The organism is Halobacterium sp. KA-4, from assembly GCF_021028995.1.
Classification (GTDB): domain Archaea; phylum Halobacteriota; class Halobacteria; order Halobacteriales; family Halobacteriaceae; genus Halobacterium.
Genome location: NZ_JAJJZG010000004.1, coordinates 165225 through 184072, shown reverse-complemented (window position 1 = coordinate 184072; position 18848 = coordinate 165225). Strand labels below are relative to the sequence as shown.

Here is an 18848-nt window from a genome sequence, read left to right as displayed (position 1 = left end):
GGGTAGAATCCTTCGAACGTGTAAATGTCTTGTCTGCACTTAACGAAATGCCGTACCACATCGGGACGGGTTCTCCCTAACTGGGTTTGGCGTGACAGTTGGGCAAGATGGTTCACTCAAATGCGCCGGCGTTCGCCGCACTCGTGTACACAAAGGCGAGGAGGAACCCGGGAACCATCGCCCAAGTGTGCAGGACTACTCGATTCAGCAGGTCGCCGCGGAGATAGAACGCCGAACCTAGCGATACCAAAACGAACACGCTCCCAAACAGCAGTTCGTCTTCATATGATCCTGCTGCGAACGCTCCGCCAGCTGCAGCGGGTATCGTTCCCAAGCCGAATATTAAGAAGAGAATCTCCTTGTCCAGCAACTTCAGGCTGAACTCAGTGAGTCCAAGGGCAGCGCCACCATACATTAACGTGACAACACTCGCGGCTTCTAGGACCGATTCTGGGCCGTATTTCCCCGTGATTGTAACGTAACTAGCCACTCCAAAAACGATTCCCGTTACTCCGATTGCTGGGGCGGACCCGAGGTTCGAGAGGCCGGTCGCATCTGGACGGCCCTCAATCGTGGCGAGAGCGTACAGGAGAGCGACTGTAAGCACAGTAATGAGGGCTGCTCGAACCCGGTTATTCACGCCAATTGGAAGTGGCGTTGCACCAATAAGTTTTCTGTAAGTACATAACGGTTAGAGAACTCCTATACTTGCCGAAGTGCCTCACCACATCGAGGCTGGCTGTAGGGATTGAATACCGCTACCAGTCTCGTACCTTCCGGAGGATGGATGTTGCGCCTGCACCGAGCAGTGTCACGCTACCAATTGCGGCGAGAAGCATGCCGAAGGGGATTGTGTACATTCCTACAACGGCGTCGGTGTGGGTTCCTGAGACGTCGTAGATCGTGGTGTCGTACCGTACATGGGAGGGCATTTCAGAGGAGAGATCCTGTAACTCTTCGTCAGTGGTCATGTAGTAACTGTCCTCTCCGGGCTCAACGGCAAGCAAGAACAACGCCTGTTGCTCCCGGGGGAGGTCAGAGAAGTTCGTTGCGGTTGCGTTGGCTGTAGAAGTCGGAGCAACGTCGATACCGGCTTCACGGTCGTACGTGGCTGCATCGTAGGCCCCATACCCGTAGAATCCGCCGCCAGCAACGAGTAATATGACGCCTACGACGACAGAAAGGCGGACAGTTACTGTCGTAGCCATACGGACACAAACTCCCCGAACCTGTAAATCTCTTGTCTGTACTACCCGTGCGGTTCAGTCTTCTACTCAATAGAGAACCCATATTTCCGACTACGGTTAGTCGTCGCCGCGTGCCCGCTCGAACATCGATATTGCTTCCTCGCGGCGCTCGCCGTGGTCCACAATCGGATCCGGGTAGTCGGGCGCGAGTTTCGTCCGCTCGTCGGCGTCCAACTCCGGCCACGCGTGAATCTTCTCGACCGGCACGTCCCGTAGTTCGGGGACGTACTCGGTGATGTACTCGGCGTCCGGGTCGTAGCGCTCGCCCTGCGTCGTCGGGTTGAAAATGCGGAAGTACGGCTGGGCGTCGGTACCAGTAGAGGCTGCCCACTGCCAGCCCCCGTTGTCGTTGGCGGTGTCGTGGTCGACGAGGTGCTCGCGGAAGTGGTCGTACCCCTCGCGCCAATCCACCAGAAGGTCCTTCGTCAGGAAGGACGCGACAATCATCCGCACGCGATTGTGCATGTAGGCCTCCTCACGGAGTTGGCGCATCCCCGCGTCCACGATCGGGTACCCCGTCTCCCCACGCTTCCACGCCGCGAGTTCGGCGTCGTCCTTGTGCCACTCGATTGGGTTCGCGTACTCCTTGTAGTTCTGCGAGACAACTTCCGGATTGAAGTACAGCACTTGCGCGTAGAACTCCCGCCACGCGAGTTGCCCCTGGTACTCCTCGATGCTCTCACGCTCCGCCTCGCCGTCCGCCTCGGCCATCGCTTCCTCCGTTTGCTCGTACACTTCGCGGACGCCAATCGTCCCGAACTTGAGGTCCTGCGAGAGCCGCGACGTCGCCGCTTCCGCGGGGTAGTCGCGAGCCTCCTCGTAGCGGAAGATGTCGTCCTCACAGAAGGCCGCGAGGCGCTCGCGAGCCGCGTCCGTCCCTGCGCCTGGCAGTTCTGCGTCGGGCTCCGCGAATCCGAGGTCCGCCACTGTCGGCAACTCCTCGCCCGACACGTCCGCGAGGTCCCCCTCGGCTGGTTCGGGGACTGGCTCCGGTTTCTCGCGGTCCTGCCACTTCTTCCAGAAGTACGTGTACACGGAGTAGGGGTCGCCGGCATTCGTGCGAATCGCGCCGGGCTCGTGGAAGACCGCGTCGTGGACCTGCTCGTGGGAGACGCTAGCGTCGTCGAGGGCGGCACGGACGGCCTCGTCGCGCTCGCGGGCGAGCCCCGAGTAGTCGTGGTTCCAGACGACGCGGTCAACGCCGTACTCTTCGACGAGGTCGGGCAGCACCGTCGACGGGTCGCCGCGACGCACGAGGAGGTCGCTGCCGAGGTCGCGGTAGCGCGCTCGGAGGTCGGCGAGTGCGTCCAGCATGAACGCCACCCGTGGCGGGCTCGCGTGGTCGAGGACGACGTCGTCGAAGCAGAACACGGGGACGACCTCGCCCGAATCGGCGGCCGCGGCGAGTCCGCGGTTGTCGGCTGTGCGGAGGTCGCGGCGGTGCCAGAACAGCTGCATGCCCGACTCGTGGGCCGGGTGCTGCGAAAAAGTACCGCTACTCGAACACGCGGAACGACCCGCGGCCAACTGCAACTTCTACGCGCTCCCCGTCGTCGTCTTCGCAGGTGACCGTTACCTCAGCAACGCCGACTGTGGAGCCGACGCGGATGACTTCGGCTTCGGCAACGAGGTCGCCGCGTGCGGGCCGGAGATAGGAGACGTTCAGGTCGATGGTGGCGACGCCGGCGGTGACGGGTTCGTCGAGGGTCGTGCGGATGGCGAGCCCGCCTGCAGTGTCGATGATGGTGGCGGCGATGCCGCCGTGGACGTTCCCTTCGCCTGCGCCGTGGTTGGTGAGTTTCTCGTCGTAGGGGATGCGCAGCGTCATCTCACCGTCGTCGACGGCCTCTACCTGGAGGTCCAGGAACGAGAGGAAGCCGTGGTCGTCGACGTACGACTGGATGAACGCCTGCACGTCATCGGCGTCGAACGCTGTCATGGGTTCGGATGTGCAGTCACCCGGCAAAAGGCCACCGAGTCGACGCGACCCTACTGAACACCAGTATTATTGATGATAGACTTCCTTGAGCGGAGTAGCCGTGACGAATCTAGTCCGCCACATCGAATCCGTCGTCGACGAGCAGCCAGCGCGACCCGCCGTCGTTTACGAGGACGTCGAACTATCCTACGGGGAGTTCTGGGCTCAAACCGGGCAGTTCGCTGCCGCGCTCCGCGACGCGGGTGTCGAAGCCGGCGACGCGGTCGGCATCTACCTGCCGAACCTCCCGCAGTTCGTCGTCGCATTCCACGGCGCACTCCGCGCAGGATGTACGGTCGTGCCGATGAACCCCCAGTACAAGAGCCGCGAAATCCAACACCTGCTCTCAGATTCGGGGGCCGAAACGGTCGTCGCACTCGCCGACGTCGTCCCGTTCGTCGAGCAGGTACGCGACGACACGAGCGTCGAGCGCGTCGTCACCGTCGGCGGTGACGCCGACAAGGGAACGCCGTTCCAAGAGTTCCTCACCAGCGGCGACGACAGCGTCGCCAAACGCGCGGACGACGACGTTGCCGTCCAGCCGTACACCTCCGGCACCACCGGGAAACCGAAGGGCGTCCAGCTCACCCATCACAACCTCGCATCGAACGCCCGGCAATCCATCGACATCGTCCCCGACGGCGTCCAGCCCTCGGACCGCAAAATCGGCGTGCTCCCGCTGTTCCACATCTACGGGATGACCGTCGGGATGAACGCCGCACTGTTCGCCGGCGCGTCGTTCTACCCGCTGCCAGCATGGGACGCCCAGGAGGCGATGAGCCTCGTCGCGGACGCCGACCTGACGCTGTTCGACGGCGTGCCCGCAATGTACAACGACGTCATCAACCAGCCCAACGCCGAAGAGTTCGACCTCTCCTCACTGCGCCAGTGCACGGTCGGTGGCTCCGGCATTCCCGTCGAGGTGCTGCGGCGCTTCGAGGAACTCTACCCAGTGAAAATCTACGAAGGCTACGGGCTCACCGAGACCAGCCCCGTCACCCACTTCAACAGCCCGAACTGGGGGCGGCGCGTCGGCTCCATCGGGAAACCACTCGAGGGCATCGACGCGCGCGTCATCACCGGTGACTTCGAAGATGTCCCACCCATCAAGGAAGGCCCCGTAAGCGAAGATGACGTCGAGATGGACGATATCACGGGCGAACTCGTCGTCGCCGGGCCGAACGTGATGAAGGGGTACTCGGGGCTCCCGGACGCCAACGAGGAAGCGTTCACCGAAGCAGAGGGCAAGCGGTGGTTCCATACGGGCGACCTCGGCTACCACGACGAGGACGGCTACTTCTACGTCGTCGACCGGAAGAAGCACATGATCAACACGGCGGGCTACAACGTCTACCCCCGTGAAGTCGAGGAACTCCTCTTCGAGCACGACGCCGTCGCTGACGTCGCGGTCGTCGGAATTCCGGACGACCGCCGCGGCGAGACGGTGAAGGCGTTCGTGGTGAAATCCCCGGACACCGACGTGACCGGCGACGAACTCAAGCAGTTCTGCTTGGACCGCCTCGCGGAATACAAACACCCCCGCGAAGTCGAATTCGTGGACGAACTCCCGCGCACGACCACGGGGAAAGTCCAGAAGTTCGAACTCGTCGAGGAGTAGGGCCACCCACCACGGGTTGTCATAAGTTGACACAGATTTATGCGGTGAGGTGCGAAACACGGAGTCGTGACCGCCCGCACCGTCCACTTGCCGGTCGCCGCACAGGACTCGCTGTCTGACGTCGTCGGCATCGGCGAACGCGCCGAAGCACTCGACTACGACCGCGTCTGGTTCCCGGAGACGTGGGGCCGAGACGCCGTCACCACGCTGGCCGCGCTTGCCGACCGCACCGACACCATCGGCGTCGGTACTAGCATCGTGAACACGTACTCTCGTAGCGCTGCACTGCTTGGGCAGACCGCCGCCACGCTCCAAGAGCACTCCGACGGACGGTTCCGCCTCGGCCTCGGCCCGAGCGGCCCCGCAGTCGTTGAGGGCTGGCACGGCCAGGAGTTCGGTAACCCCCTGAAGCGAACGCGCGAGTACGTCGAAGTCGTCCGCCAGGTACTATCGGGCGAACAGGTTGACTACGACGGCGACATCGTCCAGACGCGCGGCTTCCGGCTGCGACAGGACCCGCCCGAGCCCACCCCCGAAATCGACGTCACCGGCATGGGCCCGAAAGCCGTCGAACTCGCGGGCCGGTTCGCCGACGGCTGGCACGCGCTCATGTTCACGCAGGCGGGCTTCGAGGACCGCTACGCGGACCTCCGACGCGGCGCGAGTCTCGGCGACCGCAGCGCCGAGGACGTCCACACGACGTTCGTGCTGCCGTGCTGTGCGCTCGACGATGGTGACGCCGCCCGCAACCTCGCGCGCCAGCACCTCGCGTTCTACGTCGGTGGCATGGGGACGTTCTACCGGGACGCACTCGCCCGACAGGGCTACGAGGACGCCGCCGAGACCATCCACAGTGCGTGGCAGGACGGCGACCGCGAGCGCGCCGTCGCTAGCGTCTCCGACGGCCTGCTGGACGCGCTGGCAGCCGCCGGTACGCCCGAAACCGTCCGCGAGCGCGTCGCCGACTTCGCAACCGTCGACGGCATCGACGCCATCGCCGTCTCATTCCCCCGCGCCGCCGACCGCGATGTCATCGACCAGACACTGGCGACCGTGGCACCGGAGTAACTGTTCAGCGGCGAAGACTTCGACCGCTCTTTGAGCTATCCAGCGTTCTTTACATCCACTCTACCAGGGGTAGGTATGGACAGTCGAAGCAAGCGGGTCGTGCTGGTCGCGCTCGTCGGCGTTCTCGTTGCGACTGCGGGCTGTAGCGCACTCGGGTTCGGGAGTTCGTCGACGACGGACATCCTCCTCGTCAACAACGACGAGACGAGCCACAGCGTGACCGTCGAAGTACTGAACGACGGCGACAGTGTGTACAGCGAGGACGCGACTGTGAACGCCGAAACTGACGAGGAACTACCGGCGTTCGAGGGGAGCGGCGAGTACACCGTCGCCGTCACCGTCGACGGGGAGACGACCGAGCAGACCTACGACTTCAGCAGCGACGACGACACCGTCTCCATCGGCATCGCCAACGACGCGACCGTCACCGTCGGCGGATAACTACGGAATCGCGTCGATGCCGTCGCGGCGACTATCGAGCACATCAAACTGGTCGCCGCGACGGCGTTCGAGCCAGTACAGGAGGCGTTCGGCCCATGCCAGTTTCTTCGCTTTCTGGTCGCCGACCGACGGGTCCTCAAAGTCCCACCCCGGGAAGACGAGGTCGGCAGCACCGAGGTGGTCCGCGAGGAACGCAGCGCGGTCGCCATCCGTGAACCCGCCGAAATTATACACCGCATCCACCGGCTCGGCTTGCGTCGTACTGAGGAGGTGCGCGAAGTTGAATTCCGGGACGTACTCGCGGATGGCGGGGATGTTGTCGCCGTGGGCGTGTGCTGCCACCGGCGTCCCAGACTGGGTGAGCTGGCGTGCAGTACCGGGGTTCTTGTCGAGGTCGGTCACCATCAAGTCGACGTCGACGCCCGCATCGTCGAGCACGTCGACGGCGGTCGACGCCGCGAACACGACGTCCGCGTCAGCTGCAACCGCAGTCTCGTCGACCAGCGACGATGCGCCACCGGCGATAGCGACCCGCTGGCCCGTGCAATCAAGCCGTGTCAGGTCGAACGGCTCGGCGTACTCCGCGAGCACGTCTCGCGCCTGCTCGTCGGCAGCTCTTTCGAACCCGAAGTCGGCGAGAACCTCCTCGTAGACCGGCACCCAGTCGGCGAACTCCATGGCTGTCGCTACGAACCTGAATAAATGAAAGGATTCCTGGTTCGAGCCGAGACGCCCCGCGAAGTACCCCTACCCAGCGGGGGTCCGGCTTCCAATCCCGGATTTAGGCCCCGCCGGTATAAGTTTTCTCGTTACGTGCGAATTGACCACGCCGCTGTGAGCTCCCCCAGCACGCCGTCTGGGGATTCGAGTTCGTCCGCGGCCGCTTGAATCACACTAATTGGGGCCGCGACGAACGTCGGATCCTCCCCCGTGACGGCGACGCCTTCGGCCGCCAGTGCCGCGCGGTCGTCGCCATCGAGGCCGTGTACCTCGTACGCGCGAGCCGCCGCGTCGCCGGCAGCGTCAAGGTCGCCGTCGAGTCGCGTCACGTGGCGCTCAGCCTCCGCAACGGTCGTCACGTCCAGTTCCTCGACGCGCTCGGCGTCGTAGCGGTCCCGGCGGAACTCGTAGCCGATGAGCGCAGCGTCCCGCGTTTCGGCGACGTCGTGCGTACGGACGATGTGTGCGCCGCGTTCGACAGCCATCGACGTCGCCGCCAGCGAGACTGGGAGCGCCTCCTCCGTGGAGCGGTCGGCGACCTCTCGGAGGAAGTTCTTCCGATTGATGGAAACGAGAATCGGACAGCCGTGCCCGCGGAACTCTCGGAGGCGGTCGAACGTCTCGCGGTCGTCTGCAAGCGTCTTGTCTTCGCTCCACCCGCCGAACGCCGGGTCGACGATAGTCTTGTCCGTGAACCCGTTCAGCGTCAGTGCGTCGTAGATGTCATCCACGTCCTCGATTGCGCCGGGACGTTCGAGGTCCGGCGGGCTCGCCATCTTCACGACGGCTGCGTCGTGGGCCTCACACACCTCGGGCATCTCGGGGTCGGCGAACCCACAGATGTCGTTGACCATGTCGAATCCACGCGACAGTGCTTCGTCGGCGACCTCCGCGTACCGCGTCTCGATGGAGAACACCACGTCGCCCTCGACGCGCTGGATGGTCTCGACGGCGGTGTCCAGCCGGTCGAGTTCCTGCTCGGGGGAGAGCACGTCGAACTTCTTGTTCGCGGATTCGAGGCCGACGTCGACGATGTCCGCGCCCTCGCCGACGAGCTCCTCGTCGACGTACGCGGCCGCCTCGTCGGGGTCGTCGAAGACACTGGGGTCGTACGGCGATTCCTTCGAGACGTTCAACACGCCCATGATACGGGGCGGGTGGTCGTCTCCGATTTGGAGGCCGGCGGCGTCGACCGTCTGCATGCCTCGAAGGCGGGACCCCGCGCTCAAAGGCGAATCGGTTCCGGGGCTCGCGGCCGCCTCCCGCGGGTGCCTTCAGGCGACTTTTGTACGTCGGCCGCCTACGAGCCGCTAATGAGCAAGGTGAGCATCGGCTTCCGGGGGTGGCGCTTCGACGAGGACGAGGTCTTCGACGAGCACGGCGACTACCGAGACTTCGACGAGATGCCCGACGACGCCAGCGCGCGCCTGCAGCGACTACCGGCGCTGATGGACCGGCCGTGTGACGCCTGCTATCTCCTCCACGGCGACGACGATACGTCGCGGAACACGCCCGCTGCGGTGTACGGCGAACCCCGCGCTGAAGTCCTGCTGTGCGCCGAACACGAGGTCGACTTCTACTACTGGTTCCTCGAAGCCGGCGGCGAGCAGTACCGCGGCACCGAAGAACTCCAGGAGGCATTCCGCGAGTGGTTCGCGGACGGCGAGCGCTCGCCGGAGTGGTACGACGGCCCCGAGCACGTCGCTACCGACCCCGAGCAAACGCCGAATCCGGACATCCCGGACCCCGAGATTCACAACGTCGAGTTGCCCGAGGACGAACAGGCCGGCATCGACCTCCGGCCGGAAATCGAGGACGCCGACGAACTCGACCTCGACCTGGACGCCGACTACCCCACGAGCGATGAGTAAGCCAGCCGTCGCCGTCGTCGACGCCAAGACATCCGGGAACGTCGGCACCATCGCGCGGGCGATGAAGAACTTCGGCTTCGAGGACCTCCTGCTCGTGGACCCGCCGTACCTCGGCCGAGACTCCGAAGCCTACGGCTTCGCGGGCCAGGCCCGCGAGGACGTGCTCCCGAACGCCCGCGAACTCTCCTTCGAGGACCTCACGTCGGAGTTCCACACCGTCGGCTTCACCGCCATCACGAACGAGGACGCCACCAAGCACGTGCGCTTCCCGTTCCGCACGCCCGCGGAACTCTCCGAGAGCCTCGCGGACGTCGAGTCGAACACGGCGCTGGTGTTCGGCCGCGAGCGCGTCGGCCTGACGAACGACGAACTCGCGCAAATCGACGAAGTGGCGTCGATTCCTGCCTCCCACGACTACCCCGTCATGAACCTCGGGCAGGCCGCCACCGTCTCGCTGTACGAACTCCGGGACCTCGCGATGAACGAGACCCAACTGCCGGACGTCGAGCGCCACCGCGCCGAGGAAGAGGAAATCGAGCGCTTCTACGACCACGCCGAGGCGTTCCTCGCGGAAATCGACTACCCCGAGGAGAAACGCGACAAAGTGATGCGGATGCTCCGCCGGATGGTCGGCCGCACCCACCCGACGGGCCGCGAAATCAACACGGTCCTCGGACTCATGCGGCGCGCCGAGAACCAGATGGAGTAGCGGCCCGGCCGGGACGCCGCGCAGTCGCTCACTCGTCGGGCAGCCAGGATGGCCGCGTCACCGTCGCGTCACCGAATTCGGAGAGATTGTACGTCGTCTGGCGCGTGAACTCGTCGTTGCCCCGCGTGATGTCGTACGACGCGACGTAGCCCGCCTCCGAGACGGTGACGTAGCCGCTCGCGTTGTCCGAAGGGACCGAATCCGGGTCGGTGATGCCGGTCACCGCGTACCTGACCGCCGTCGTTCCTTCGGCCGTGATCGTCGTCGTGGCGTTCAGTTCGAGGCTCCTGAGCGGTCTCTCTAGCCCGGCCGTCAGCGCGACGTCGGCCGTCGTCCAGTTCTCGTCGGGCTGCCGCTCTACCTCCTCGGTCGCCGGATTGTACTCGAAAACACCCTCGGAACTGTAGTACGCGTACCTGTAGGAGCCGAGCGTCGTGTCCCAGAACCGTATCGATCCGGTGCCCGCGTCCACGTCGACCGTCCTGACGACCGTTCGATTCCCGTCGTCGTTGGTGATGACGAGCCGGGTCGTCCGGGAGGCGTTCTCGACGGTGTCGTAGTGCGTCGCCATCGCACTGTTGAGGTCCGTAATTCCGTCCTGCGACCACCCCGTCGGGTACGAGAAGTTCTCTACTGTCGTCTCGGGCGCCGACGGCTGTTGGTCGGTCGTGGGCAGACCGGAGCAACCGGCGAGGACGAGGAGGGCAACAAGTGCGACCGCAGAGAGGGACCAGCGAGGGCGACCAGCCATACTGGTAGGCGACTGTACTAACGCGAAAAAAGCTTGCGACGGTGGGAGACGGACGTCTCCGGCACGAACGCCGATTATAGCGCGTGATAGTGCGGAACGAGTGCTTTTCACCTAGGACAGATTCTTCCGTGTTATGTCAGGGGCTACGAGCAGTCCGGGGGTCGACCAGTCGTGGGGGCAGCGGTGGGAGCGAGCGTTTCGTGACGTCGTCAGGTACACACCGAGCGGCGACACGATTCCCGACGAGACGTGGCGGAGCCGCCACCGGAACGTGCTCGTGTTCCTCGCGGCACACGTGCCGTTTCTCGTGTTGCTCGGCACCTACGAGGGGACCGAGCCAATAACGGGTGCGGCGATACCCGAACTCCCGTTGACCACGGTTCTCCTCGAAGTCGGCGTCGTCGTGGCATTCGGCGTGCTCGCAGCGCTCCCGTGGTTCGGACGGCGCACACGAACCGCGCTCGCGACGATGGGATTAGCGACGACGTCGGCGTTCCTCGTCCACTTCTCGGGCGGCTACATCGAGGCGCACTTCCACTTCTTCGTCGTGATGGCGGTCGTCGCCGTCTACGAGGACTGGGTTCCGTTCGCGCTCGGCATCGCGTACGTCGGTATCCAGCACGGCTACTTCGGGACGATAGACCCGAGTCGCGTCTACAACCACGCCGCGGGCATCAACAACCCGTGGGCGTGGTCGTTCATCCACGCGGCGTTCGTCCTGTTGCTGGCGGGCGCGCTGCTGTCGCACTGGCAGTCCACCGAGCGTTCCCGCGAAGAGGCTCGGGCCCAACTCGCAGAAGCACGCGCGAAGACCGAGGAAGTGGAGGACTTAGAGGAGAAGCAGGCGGAACTCGAACGCGCGCGCGAGCACAAGCCGAGGAGGCGGAAGCCGCGGCCGAAGCCCGCAAGGAGGAAGTCCAGCAGTTGTACGCGAACCTCGAAGCCGACGCGGACGCGTACAGCGCGGCGATGGAGCGGGCGGCCGACGGCGACCTCGGCGTGCGGTTAGACGCCGACAGCGACGCGATGCGGGAGATTGCGCGCGCGTTCAACGGGATGATGGACGAGACGGAGCCAGCGATGCGCGAGATTCAGTCGTTCGCCGACGAGGTCGCGGCCGCCAGCGGGGACGCAGTCACGGACGCTGGCGACGCCGAACAGGCCAGTGAGGAAACCAGCGAGTCGATTCGCGAGATTTCCCGCGGCGCGAACGAACAGCGGGAGATGCTCGAAACCGTCTCCGGGGAGATGACGAACCTGTCGGCGGCCGTCGAGGAGGTCGCGGCGTCCGCCGAAACCGTCGCCGACCGCTCTCACGAGACGGCCAGAATCGCCGATGAAGGCGAGGCGACCGCCGAGCAGGCAATCGAGGAGTCCCGAGCGGTCCAGACGGCGATAGCCTCGACCGTCGAGAACGTCGAAGCGCTCGACGAGCAGATGGCCGAAATCGGGGACATCGTCGACCTCATCGGCAACGTCGCCGACCAGACGAACATGCTCGCGCTGAACGCGAACATCGAGGCCGCCCGCGCTGGCGCGGAGGGAGACGGGTTCGCCGTCGTCGCTAACGAGGTCAAGCAGTTAGCCGAGGCGACCCGCGAGTCCGCGAACGACATCGAATCCCGAATCGAAGAGACCCAATCGCAGACGGCGTCCGCGGTAGAGGACGCGCAGGCGGCCGAGCAGTCGATGCAGGAAGGCATCAATGCCGTCCAGGAGGCCGTCGACGCGTTCGGGCAGGTGGCGGAGAACGCCGAGGAGACCGACACCGGCATCCAGGAGATCAGTGCGACGACGGACGACCAGGCTGCAAGCACTGAAGAAGCGGTGTCGATGGTCGAGGAGGTCGCGGACATCAGTCGCGCGACGGCCGGGGAGAGCGACGACGCGTCCACGGCTGCCGCCGAGCAGGCCGCGTCGATGTCTCGTGTGAGCACGAACGTCACGTCGCTCAGCGAGCAGGCCGAACAGCTCCAGGCGTTACTGGGGAACTTCGAGGTCAGCGCCGCACAGACAGACAGCCGTTAACTGAAACGCGGCCATTCCCTTTGCGGCTATTCTACCTCACTCGGCTATTCTACCTATTCCTCTATTCGACTGTGTTCGGGCCGTCACTCGGTGTTTCGGCACGCGTACATCACCGTCGGCCGCATCTCCAGTTTGACTTCGCCGTCTTGGTCGGTGACGGTGTGGTCAAGCGTGACGATGCCACGGCTCGGGTCGCTCTCGGAGCGTCGTGTTTCCGTGATTTCGACGGTGACCGACAGCGAGTCACCCGGGGCGGTCGGATTCGGCCAGCGGAGTTCCTCGATGCCGAGCGCACCGAGGCCGGCAGCCTCACTGTAGTGGCCGTCGACGACGAGCCGCATCGCCATCGCACAGGTGTGCCAGCCAGACGCCGCGAGGTCGCCGAAGTGCGACTCCTCGCGAGCGCGCTCGGGCTGCGTGTGGAACCACTGTGGGTCGTAGCGCTTGGCGAACTCCACGATTTCGTCCTCGGTGACGTCGTACGTGCCGAATTCGAGGACGTCACCCTCGTCGAGGTCTTCGAAGTAGACGGTCACGTCGAGGGGTTCGAAATGAACTGCGATATCTGTTGGGGACGATTTCGACTAGTGGGAGCGGACGGCGTCGGCGGTGGTGACGGCCGCTTCGAAGAGGACGTCGCGCTCGAGCAGAGCGAATCCGACAAAGATGGCTGCGAAGCCTGCGAGTGCCTGCGAGTCGACGACCTGTCCGAGCAGCGCCCACGCCATCAGCGCGGCGACGACGGGTTCGAGGTAGCCGACGAGGTGGAGTTCTGTCGCGCCGATGCGGTCGAGGAGTTCGAAGTACAGTAGGAAGCCGATGCAGCCCGCGACCAGCGTGAGGTACGCGAGGCTGGCGAGCGCGGGGAGCGTCCACTCGACGCCGACGAGGGACTCACCGCGGGCGCCCGCGCCAATCCAGAGGACGGCGGCTCCGAGCAGCATCGCCCACGCTTCCATCGTCTCGACGGGGAGGTCCGTCGAGAGCGGGCGCGCGAGGACGGCGCCGAGCGCGAACGCGACGGCACCGCCGAAGACGAGCGCGACGCCGAGCAGGTCGGTGCCACCGCCGCCGGGTGAGGCGACGATGACGACGCCGGCGAATCCGGCAAATAGGCCGAGGCCTTCGACGAGGTCGATGTCGCTGTCAAGGAGGATGGCGGCCAGCCCGGCGGTGAGCACGGGCGAGAGGCTGACAACGATGGCCGCGACGGCGCCGGAGACGCGGAGTTCGCCGAGGTACAGCAGGCCGTGGTAGACGGCGATGACGAGGAGGCCAGCGACGCTGACCGCGAGCCACTCCTCGGTGCCGCGGGGGCGCCAGCGGTCGGTGGCGTAGGCGGCGTATCCGAGAATGATGAGACCTGCGAGGCTGTACCTGATGGCGGCGAACGAGAGGGCTGGTACGGTGTGCAGCCCGATTTCGATGGCTGGGAACGAAGTCCCCCAGATGGCGGCGAGCGCGAGGAACATCACGGCCGCGGGGGAGACGCCCAACCGGGGACGTCGGTAGCTCATATTTCTACAAACAGCCAGAGATATATTAGAGTTTTCTTCAAAGAAGACTCCGTTGGTAGTTCACAGAGCAATATAACGGTCGTTCATTAGTGTCGCTGCCAAACCTCTCCCGGGGACGTTGTAGCCGACTCCCACAGGCTTATCCTCGCGCCTATCGATGCCGACAGGCATGGACGAACGCGACGTACGCCTCCTGAAAGCCATCTCCGACCTCGGCACCGGCAGCCCCGAGGAACTCCACGAGGAGACCGACATCCCCGTCTCTACTATCCACTACCGCCTCAACAACCTCCGCGAACAGGGCGTCGTCGAGAACGACCTCTACGACCTCGACCTCGACGAACTCGGCCTCGGCGTGACAGTCGTCCTCGAAGTCCTCACCTCCTACGAGGGCAGCTACGAAGACGTCGGCGAGAAAATCAGCGGCGTCGAAGGCGTCACGCAGACGTTCTTCACGATGGGCGAAACCGACTTCATGGTGCTCGCACGCCTCCCACACTCCGACGACGTCGAACGCCTCATCTCCGACTTCGAAGCCATCCCCGAAGTCGACCGCACGAACTCCACGTTCGTCATCGCCCGACAGAAAGACACCCAACGCCCGCTCCAGAGCTACGAACTGGAGACGCTGCTCGAAGAACTGGCCGACGAATAGTCAGGCGCGCTTCTGAATCTCCTCGCGCAGCACCTCACTGACGAGGTCACCGTCCGCCTTCCCGCGGAGCGCCCCCATGCACTCACCCATCAGCCCAGAGAACGCGCCCATCCCTTCCTCCTCGACCTGGTCGCTGTTCCGTTCAACGACCTCCACGACCGCCTCGCGGACTTCGTCCTCACCCGCGGAGCCGAGCCCGAGATCCTCCGCGAGGACGGCGGCTTCCCGGTCGGGCTGCTCGGCCAGCGCCGCCAACAGCTCCGGAACCCCCTCCTGGGCGAGCTCGCCCTCCGCCACGAGGTCCAGCACGCCGCGGAAGTGGTCGTCGGTGAGATTCTCGACGGGTACGTCGTCGCGGCGCAACTCCGTCACCGTCGACTCCAAGGTCTGCGCAGCGAGCGTCGCATCCACGCCGGCCTCGACGCGCTCCTCGAACAGCGGCCACCGCCGGCCGTACGCGACCTGCTCGGCGAGCCCCGCATCGAGGTCGTAGTCCTCCTGGTACCGCTCGACCTTTTCCGTCAACAGCTCCGGCGGTTCGACCTCCGAGGGGTCGGGGTCGACGGGCGGCACGTCCGTTTCGGGGTACATCCGCGCCGCGCCCGGCAGCGGCCGCAGGTACTCCGACGTGCCGTCGTCGTTCGCGCCGCGTGTCTCCTCCGGGACACCCTCAATGGCCGTCTCCGCACGCTCCGCAACCGCATCGATAGCGCCCGTCGCCACCGACGGCTCGTCCGCGACGATGGCGACCGCGTCGTTCTCGTCCGCGCCGACTGCCTCCCGAAGCGCTTCGACTTCGTCCTCGGTGACGCCGTACGCCGGCAGTTCGTCCGTGTGGAAGAGGCCGCCCGCGCCGTGGCGCTTGGCGTGGTCGGAGAACTCCGTGCCAAGCCGGCGGCCCTCCTGGACTTCGCGGCCGACCAGCCCGTCGAAGCCGTACAAGGGAACCGCATAGACGACGCCGTCAGCATCTAGCGCGCCCCGAATGACGCCCGATCCCGTCTCGGCGAAGACGTCGGAGACGTCCTGCGTATCGCCGACGCTGGCGTCTCTATCTTGGAGTTCGTCGGCGATGTCCACGAGTTCGACCTGTCGACGGACCTCCTCGCGCACCAGGTCGTCGATGTCGCCGAGGCTCTGAACGCCCTTCATCTCCACGCGCGCGCCCTCCGCGATGGAGACGTTGACGTCCTGGCGAATCGTCCCGAGCCCGCGCTTGACCTTCCCCGTCGAGCGCAGCAACATCCCGATGCGCTCGGCGGCCTCCAGTGCCTGCTCGGGCGTCGAGATGTCCGGCTTCGTGCCAATCTCAACGAGCGGAATGCCGAGGCGGTCCAGCGAGAACTGCACGCCGCCCTCGCGTTCCTCCACACGCTGGGCGGACTCCTCTTCGAGCATCAGGTCCTCGATGCCGACAGGACCCTCGCTGGTCTCGATTTCGCCGTCGTGGGCGAGGAGCGTTGACCGCTGGAACCCAGAGGTGTTCGACCCGTCGATGACGACCTTCCGCATCACGTGCGCGCGGTCGACCGGGTCCATGTCCAGCAGTTGCGTGATTTCCAGCGCCGTGCCGAGGGCTTCCTCGTCGAGACGGTGGGGTGGTTCGTCGTCTTCCTCGACGAGACACGTTGTGTCGTACGCGAGGTACTCGAACTCCCGTTCGACCTTGCTCTCTTCGAGGGCGGCCTCGTCGATTTCGCCCAATTCGGAGCGCGTTGGGTGGAGGTAGCGCGTGAACGTACGCTCGGCCTCCTCGGGCTCGCGGAGTTCCGTCGGGCACTCGCAGAACAGCTTCGTCGCCGTGTCCAGTTGCTGGTGGATTTCCAGCCCGGCGACGAGTCCCAGCTCGTCATAGTCGAACTCGGTCATTACGTGGTCGTGTGCGGGCGAACGATAAAAAACCGTTCAGTCTGTCGTCCCGACTACTTCCGGTCGCGCTCGTAGATGACGTCGAGGACGCGGTCGCGGACAGCCACCGCGATGCTGTCGGCGTCGTCCTCGTCGCGGTCCAGCGCCGCGGCGTCACCCGCCGATATTGAGCGGGAACCGGCGGTGTCGAAGATAACCGTCGCGAGCCGCCAGCGCTGCTGGAAGACCGTCTGCCGTCGGATGACCGTCTGAATGCGGCGGTAGGGCACAATGCGCGTGCTGCGGTTCCAGAACCCGCCCTGCGTAACGACGTGGTCCGGGCCGACTTCGTAGCCTCGGTGGCGGTGCGTGAGCCGTGCGGCGGGCCACGCCAGCAGGAGCAACACGCCAGCCGCGTACCACGGGACGCTCGTGAGGAACTGGTCGACGAGGAACCCTGCGGCGACCACCGCGAGGCCCACGAGCAGGTACCGACGGACGTAGCGCTTGCGAGCGCGCTCGGGCGGCCGTTCGACCTCGAAGTCGTGGAACGGTTCGAGCGTCTGCGCCAGCGAAAGCACGTCTTCGCGGGGCGCAATCGGGATGGCTGCTTCCGAGCCGCCGCTGGGCTGACTACCGGGCGCGTAGCCAGCGGTCTCGACGGCCAGCGACGCGAAGCCGAAGCGCCGCATCAGGACGTTCTCCTCGACGGCGACCGTCTGGAGCTTCGATAGCGGAATGGTGCCGTCGTGCCGCGAGAGCAAGCCGCGCTCGTAGCGCAGGTCGTCGCCGACCCGACGCAGCCGGAAGCCGTAGAACTGGACGATGCGCGCGACCGCCGATGCCGCCCACAGCGCGAGCGCGGCGACGACCGCAAAGCCGACGATAGCGGCGATGCCGAGTCCAGACAGCGAGATGCGGTCACCGAACGTGGGCGCGAGGAACGTCGCGAGCGCGACCACGCCGGACGCCAGCCGCGGGTCGAACGAGAGCGCGCCGTACAGCACGAGGTCGCGGTCCGAGAGCTCGAACAGTGTCTCGCCGCCCGCCGACGCCGCGGCTTCCGCTTCCTCGGTTTCGCCCTCCTCGCCTTCCTCGCGTTGGAGTGCAGCGCGCTTCGCTCGAATCGCTTCCTGCAGGCGGTCGGCTTCCTCACCGCCAACGAACCGCAGGTTCGCCTCGGTGCCGCCGCCGCCCGCCGTCTCCACGTCGACGACCGCGATGCCGAGCAGCCGCGCGACGAACGACCGCGTCACGTCGACGTTCTGCACGCGACGCAGCGGAATCTCTCGGTCGCGCCGCGAGAACACTCCCGAGGAAATGTCGAGGCTCTCGTCGGTGAGTTCGTAGTCGAAGCGCCGGTAGTACGCCACCTCGTAGCCCGCGAGCCCCGCGAGCACGACGACCGCGAGCACGACGACGCCGCTGAGCAACAGCGGGTCGCCGCCCGCGAGCGCGAAGCCCGCGAAGATAAACGCCCACACGATGCCAACGGCGCGCGAGACGACGCGGACGGGAATCGACAGCGGGTGGAGTTTCACACTGCATCCCCGGCATCGCCGGTCTCGGGCTCGCTCTCGATTGCGAGGCGTCGCAGCGTCTCCTGGACGTCGTCGGCGCGCTCGGCGACCAGTCCCGGAATCGAGACGTCCGCTCCACGGGACCCAGCCGTGTAGACGACGACGCTACTCAGCCCGAGCGCGCGTTCGATTGGGCCGCGGCGGGCGTCGACGTGCTGGACGCGCACGAACGGGACGACCGTGCGGACGTTCACGAGCACGCCGCGCTCGATGTAGAGGGTGTCTTCGCGGACCTCGAAGCGCCACGCTCGATACCTGAGGACGACGTGGATGGCGCCGAGCACGAGGAGGACAGCGAACACGCTGCCGCCGACGAGGAGGGGAGAGACGGTCACGCTGTCGACGAATCCCGTCACGATGGCTGCGATGACGCCGGCGACGACGGAACCGACGAACACGCGGAGGAACCAGATGAGGCGGACGCGGGAGTCGAGTCGTTCCATGCGTCGGTCATCGAAACGCGGGTACAAGAAGGTGGGCGGGCTGAATCGACGAGACGGGACTCCGACACACTCACGTGGCCCCTCCAGACGAGGGGGACATGGAGGTAGCGAAGTTTCCGTCCGTCTCGCTGTACAACGTCGCGGAGACGGTCTCAGCGGAGTGGGCCGACGGCGGCGACCGACTCTGCCGCGTTCCCACCGCAGTGAGCGACGGCTTGAACGACATGGCCCGCGACCGCGTGGGCCATCCGACCGACAGCGAGGTCAGATTCGTCCCGCACACCGACGACGCCGAAGTCGAGGTGACGCTGTCCCTGTCCGCGTCCGAGCCGACCGAGATTCACACGTTCTGGGGGGAGTTCTAGCCGTGGGAG

At 65.5% G+C, this 18848-nt stretch carries 21 protein-coding genes; 9 read left to right on the top strand and 12 right to left on the bottom strand.

Annotated elements, in window-relative coordinates; genetic code table 11:
- Positions 1-112: 112 nt before the first annotated feature.
- From LPA44_RS06380 to LPA44_RS06365, 4 genes are all read right to left on the bottom strand, one after another.
- The gene (locus LPA44_RS06380; RefSeq protein ID WP_230888753.1) at positions 113-640 is read right to left on the bottom strand and encodes a hypothetical protein; all 528 of its coding nucleotides are present in this window, start codon (positions 638-640) and stop codon (positions 113-115) included.
- A 118-nt stretch (positions 641-758) separates the two neighbouring features.
- On the bottom strand, positions 759-1208 hold the full coding sequence (locus LPA44_RS06375; RefSeq protein ID WP_230888752.1) for a hypothetical protein: 450 nt from the start codon (positions 1206-1208) through the stop codon (positions 759-761).
- Positions 1209-1304: 96 nt separating this feature from the next.
- On the bottom strand, positions 1305-2705 hold the full coding sequence (locus LPA44_RS06370; RefSeq protein ID WP_230888751.1) for a cryptochrome/photolyase family protein: 1401 nt from the start codon (positions 2703-2705) through the stop codon (positions 1305-1307).
- 37 nt (positions 2706-2742) lie between these two features.
- On the bottom strand, positions 2743-3186 hold the full coding sequence (locus tag LPA44_RS06365; protein WP_230888750.1) for a PaaI family thioesterase: 444 nt from the start codon (positions 3184-3186) through the stop codon (positions 2743-2745).
- Positions 3187-3286: 100 nt separating this feature from the next.
- Between LPA44_RS06365 and LPA44_RS06360 the strand changes: the two genes are divergently transcribed.
- The 3 genes from LPA44_RS06360 to LPA44_RS06350 all read left to right on the top strand — a co-directional run bounded on the left by LPA44_RS06360 (position 3287) and on the right by LPA44_RS06350 (position 6352).
- Positions 3287-4843, top strand: a complete 1557-nt coding sequence (locus LPA44_RS06360; protein WP_230888749.1) for a long-chain-fatty-acid--CoA ligase — start codon at positions 3287-3289, stop codon at positions 4841-4843.
- 66 nt (positions 4844-4909) lie between these two features.
- Complete coding sequence (locus tag LPA44_RS06355) at positions 4910-5911, top strand: TIGR04024 family LLM class F420-dependent oxidoreductase (protein WP_230888748.1); 1002 nt, start codon at positions 4910-4912, stop codon at positions 5909-5911.
- Positions 5912-5986: 75 nt separating this feature from the next.
- Positions 5987-6352, top strand: coding sequence for a hypothetical protein (locus LPA44_RS06350; protein WP_230888747.1), 366 nt, complete (start codon positions 5987-5989; stop codon positions 6350-6352).
- Here the strand turns inward: LPA44_RS06350 and LPA44_RS06345 are convergent, their stop codons facing one another.
- The gene (locus tag LPA44_RS06345) at positions 6353-7030 is read right to left on the bottom strand and encodes a 6-hydroxymethylpterin diphosphokinase MptE-like protein (RefSeq protein WP_230888746.1); all 678 of its coding nucleotides are present in this window, start codon (positions 7028-7030) and stop codon (positions 6353-6355) included.
- Positions 7031-7161: 131 nt separating this feature from the next.
- Positions 7162-8274: a dihydropteroate synthase gene (folP, locus tag LPA44_RS06340; RefSeq protein ID WP_230888745.1), complete on the bottom strand. Its 1113-nt coding sequence runs from the start codon at positions 8272-8274 to the stop codon at positions 7162-7164.
- Between the two features lie 111 nt (positions 8275-8385).
- On the opposite strand from folP, the gene LPA44_RS06335 reads away from it, so the two are divergent.
- Together LPA44_RS06335 and LPA44_RS06330 are read left to right on the top strand one after the other, a co-directional pair.
- Positions 8386-8943 (top strand): hypothetical protein, encoded by a 558-nt coding sequence (locus LPA44_RS06335; protein WP_230888744.1) that lies wholly within the window; start codon positions 8386-8388, stop codon positions 8941-8943.
- Entirely contained in the window at positions 8936-9652 is a 717-nt protein-coding gene (locus LPA44_RS06330) for an RNA methyltransferase (RefSeq protein ID WP_230888743.1), read from the top strand. The genes LPA44_RS06335 and LPA44_RS06330 overlap by 8 nt, the downstream gene beginning before the upstream one ends.
- A gap of 28 nt (positions 9653-9680) precedes the next feature.
- On the opposite strand, the gene LPA44_RS06325 is transcribed toward LPA44_RS06330, so the two are convergent.
- A complete protein-coding gene (locus LPA44_RS06325) occupies positions 9681-10403 on the bottom strand; it encodes a DUF7537 family lipoprotein (protein ID WP_230888742.1) in 723 nt (240 codons plus the stop codon).
- A gap of 133 nt (positions 10404-10536) precedes the next feature.
- On the opposite strand from LPA44_RS06325, the gene LPA44_RS18245 reads away from it, so the two are divergent.
- Positions 10537-11412, top strand: a complete 876-nt coding sequence (locus LPA44_RS18245) for a hypothetical protein (protein WP_330166490.1) — start codon at positions 10537-10539, stop codon at positions 11410-11412.
- Complete coding sequence (locus LPA44_RS18240; RefSeq protein WP_330166489.1) at positions 11328-12431, top strand: methyl-accepting chemotaxis protein; 1104 nt, start codon at positions 11328-11330, stop codon at positions 12429-12431. The genes LPA44_RS18245 and LPA44_RS18240 overlap by 85 nt, the downstream gene beginning before the upstream one ends.
- An 83-nt stretch (positions 12432-12514) precedes the next feature.
- On the opposite strand, the gene LPA44_RS06315 is transcribed toward LPA44_RS18240, so the two are convergent.
- Together LPA44_RS06315 and LPA44_RS06310 are read right to left on the bottom strand one after the other, a co-directional pair.
- Positions 12515-12967, bottom strand: coding sequence for a MaoC family dehydratase (locus LPA44_RS06315; protein ID WP_230888741.1), 453 nt, complete (start codon positions 12965-12967; stop codon positions 12515-12517).
- 48 nt (positions 12968-13015) lie between these two features.
- Positions 13016-13948, bottom strand: coding sequence for a DMT family transporter (locus LPA44_RS06310; protein WP_230888740.1), 933 nt, complete (start codon positions 13946-13948; stop codon positions 13016-13018).
- Between the two features lie 169 nt (positions 13949-14117).
- Here LPA44_RS06310 and LPA44_RS06305 point away from each other — a divergent pair, with 169 nt between their 5' ends.
- Positions 14118-14603: an Lrp/AsnC family transcriptional regulator gene (locus tag LPA44_RS06305; protein ID WP_230888739.1), complete on the top strand. Its 486-nt coding sequence runs from the start codon at positions 14118-14120 to the stop codon at positions 14601-14603.
- On the opposite strand, the gene gatE is transcribed toward LPA44_RS06305, so the two are convergent.
- From gatE to LPA44_RS06290, 3 genes are read right to left on the bottom strand one after another with little or no spacing between them, the layout of a single operon-like run.
- Positions 14604-16472, bottom strand: coding sequence for a Glu-tRNA(Gln) amidotransferase subunit GatE (gene gatE, locus LPA44_RS06300; protein WP_230888738.1), 1869 nt, complete (start codon positions 16470-16472; stop codon positions 14604-14606).
- Positions 16473-16525: 53 nt separating this feature from the next.
- The gene (locus tag LPA44_RS06295; protein ID WP_230888737.1) at positions 16526-17992 is read right to left on the bottom strand and encodes a PH domain-containing protein; all 1467 of its coding nucleotides are present in this window, start codon (positions 17990-17992) and stop codon (positions 16526-16528) included.
- A complete protein-coding gene (locus LPA44_RS06290) occupies positions 17989-18474 on the bottom strand; it encodes a PH domain-containing protein (RefSeq protein WP_230888736.1) in 486 nt (161 codons plus the stop codon). The genes LPA44_RS06295 and LPA44_RS06290 overlap by 4 nt, the downstream gene beginning before the upstream one ends.
- Before the next feature lie 98 nt (positions 18475-18572).
- Here LPA44_RS06290 and LPA44_RS18235 point away from each other — a divergent pair, with 98 nt between their 5' ends.
- Positions 18573-18839, top strand: a complete 267-nt coding sequence (locus LPA44_RS18235) for a hypothetical protein (protein WP_330166488.1) — start codon at positions 18573-18575, stop codon at positions 18837-18839.
- Positions 18840-18848: the final 9 nt, after the last annotated feature.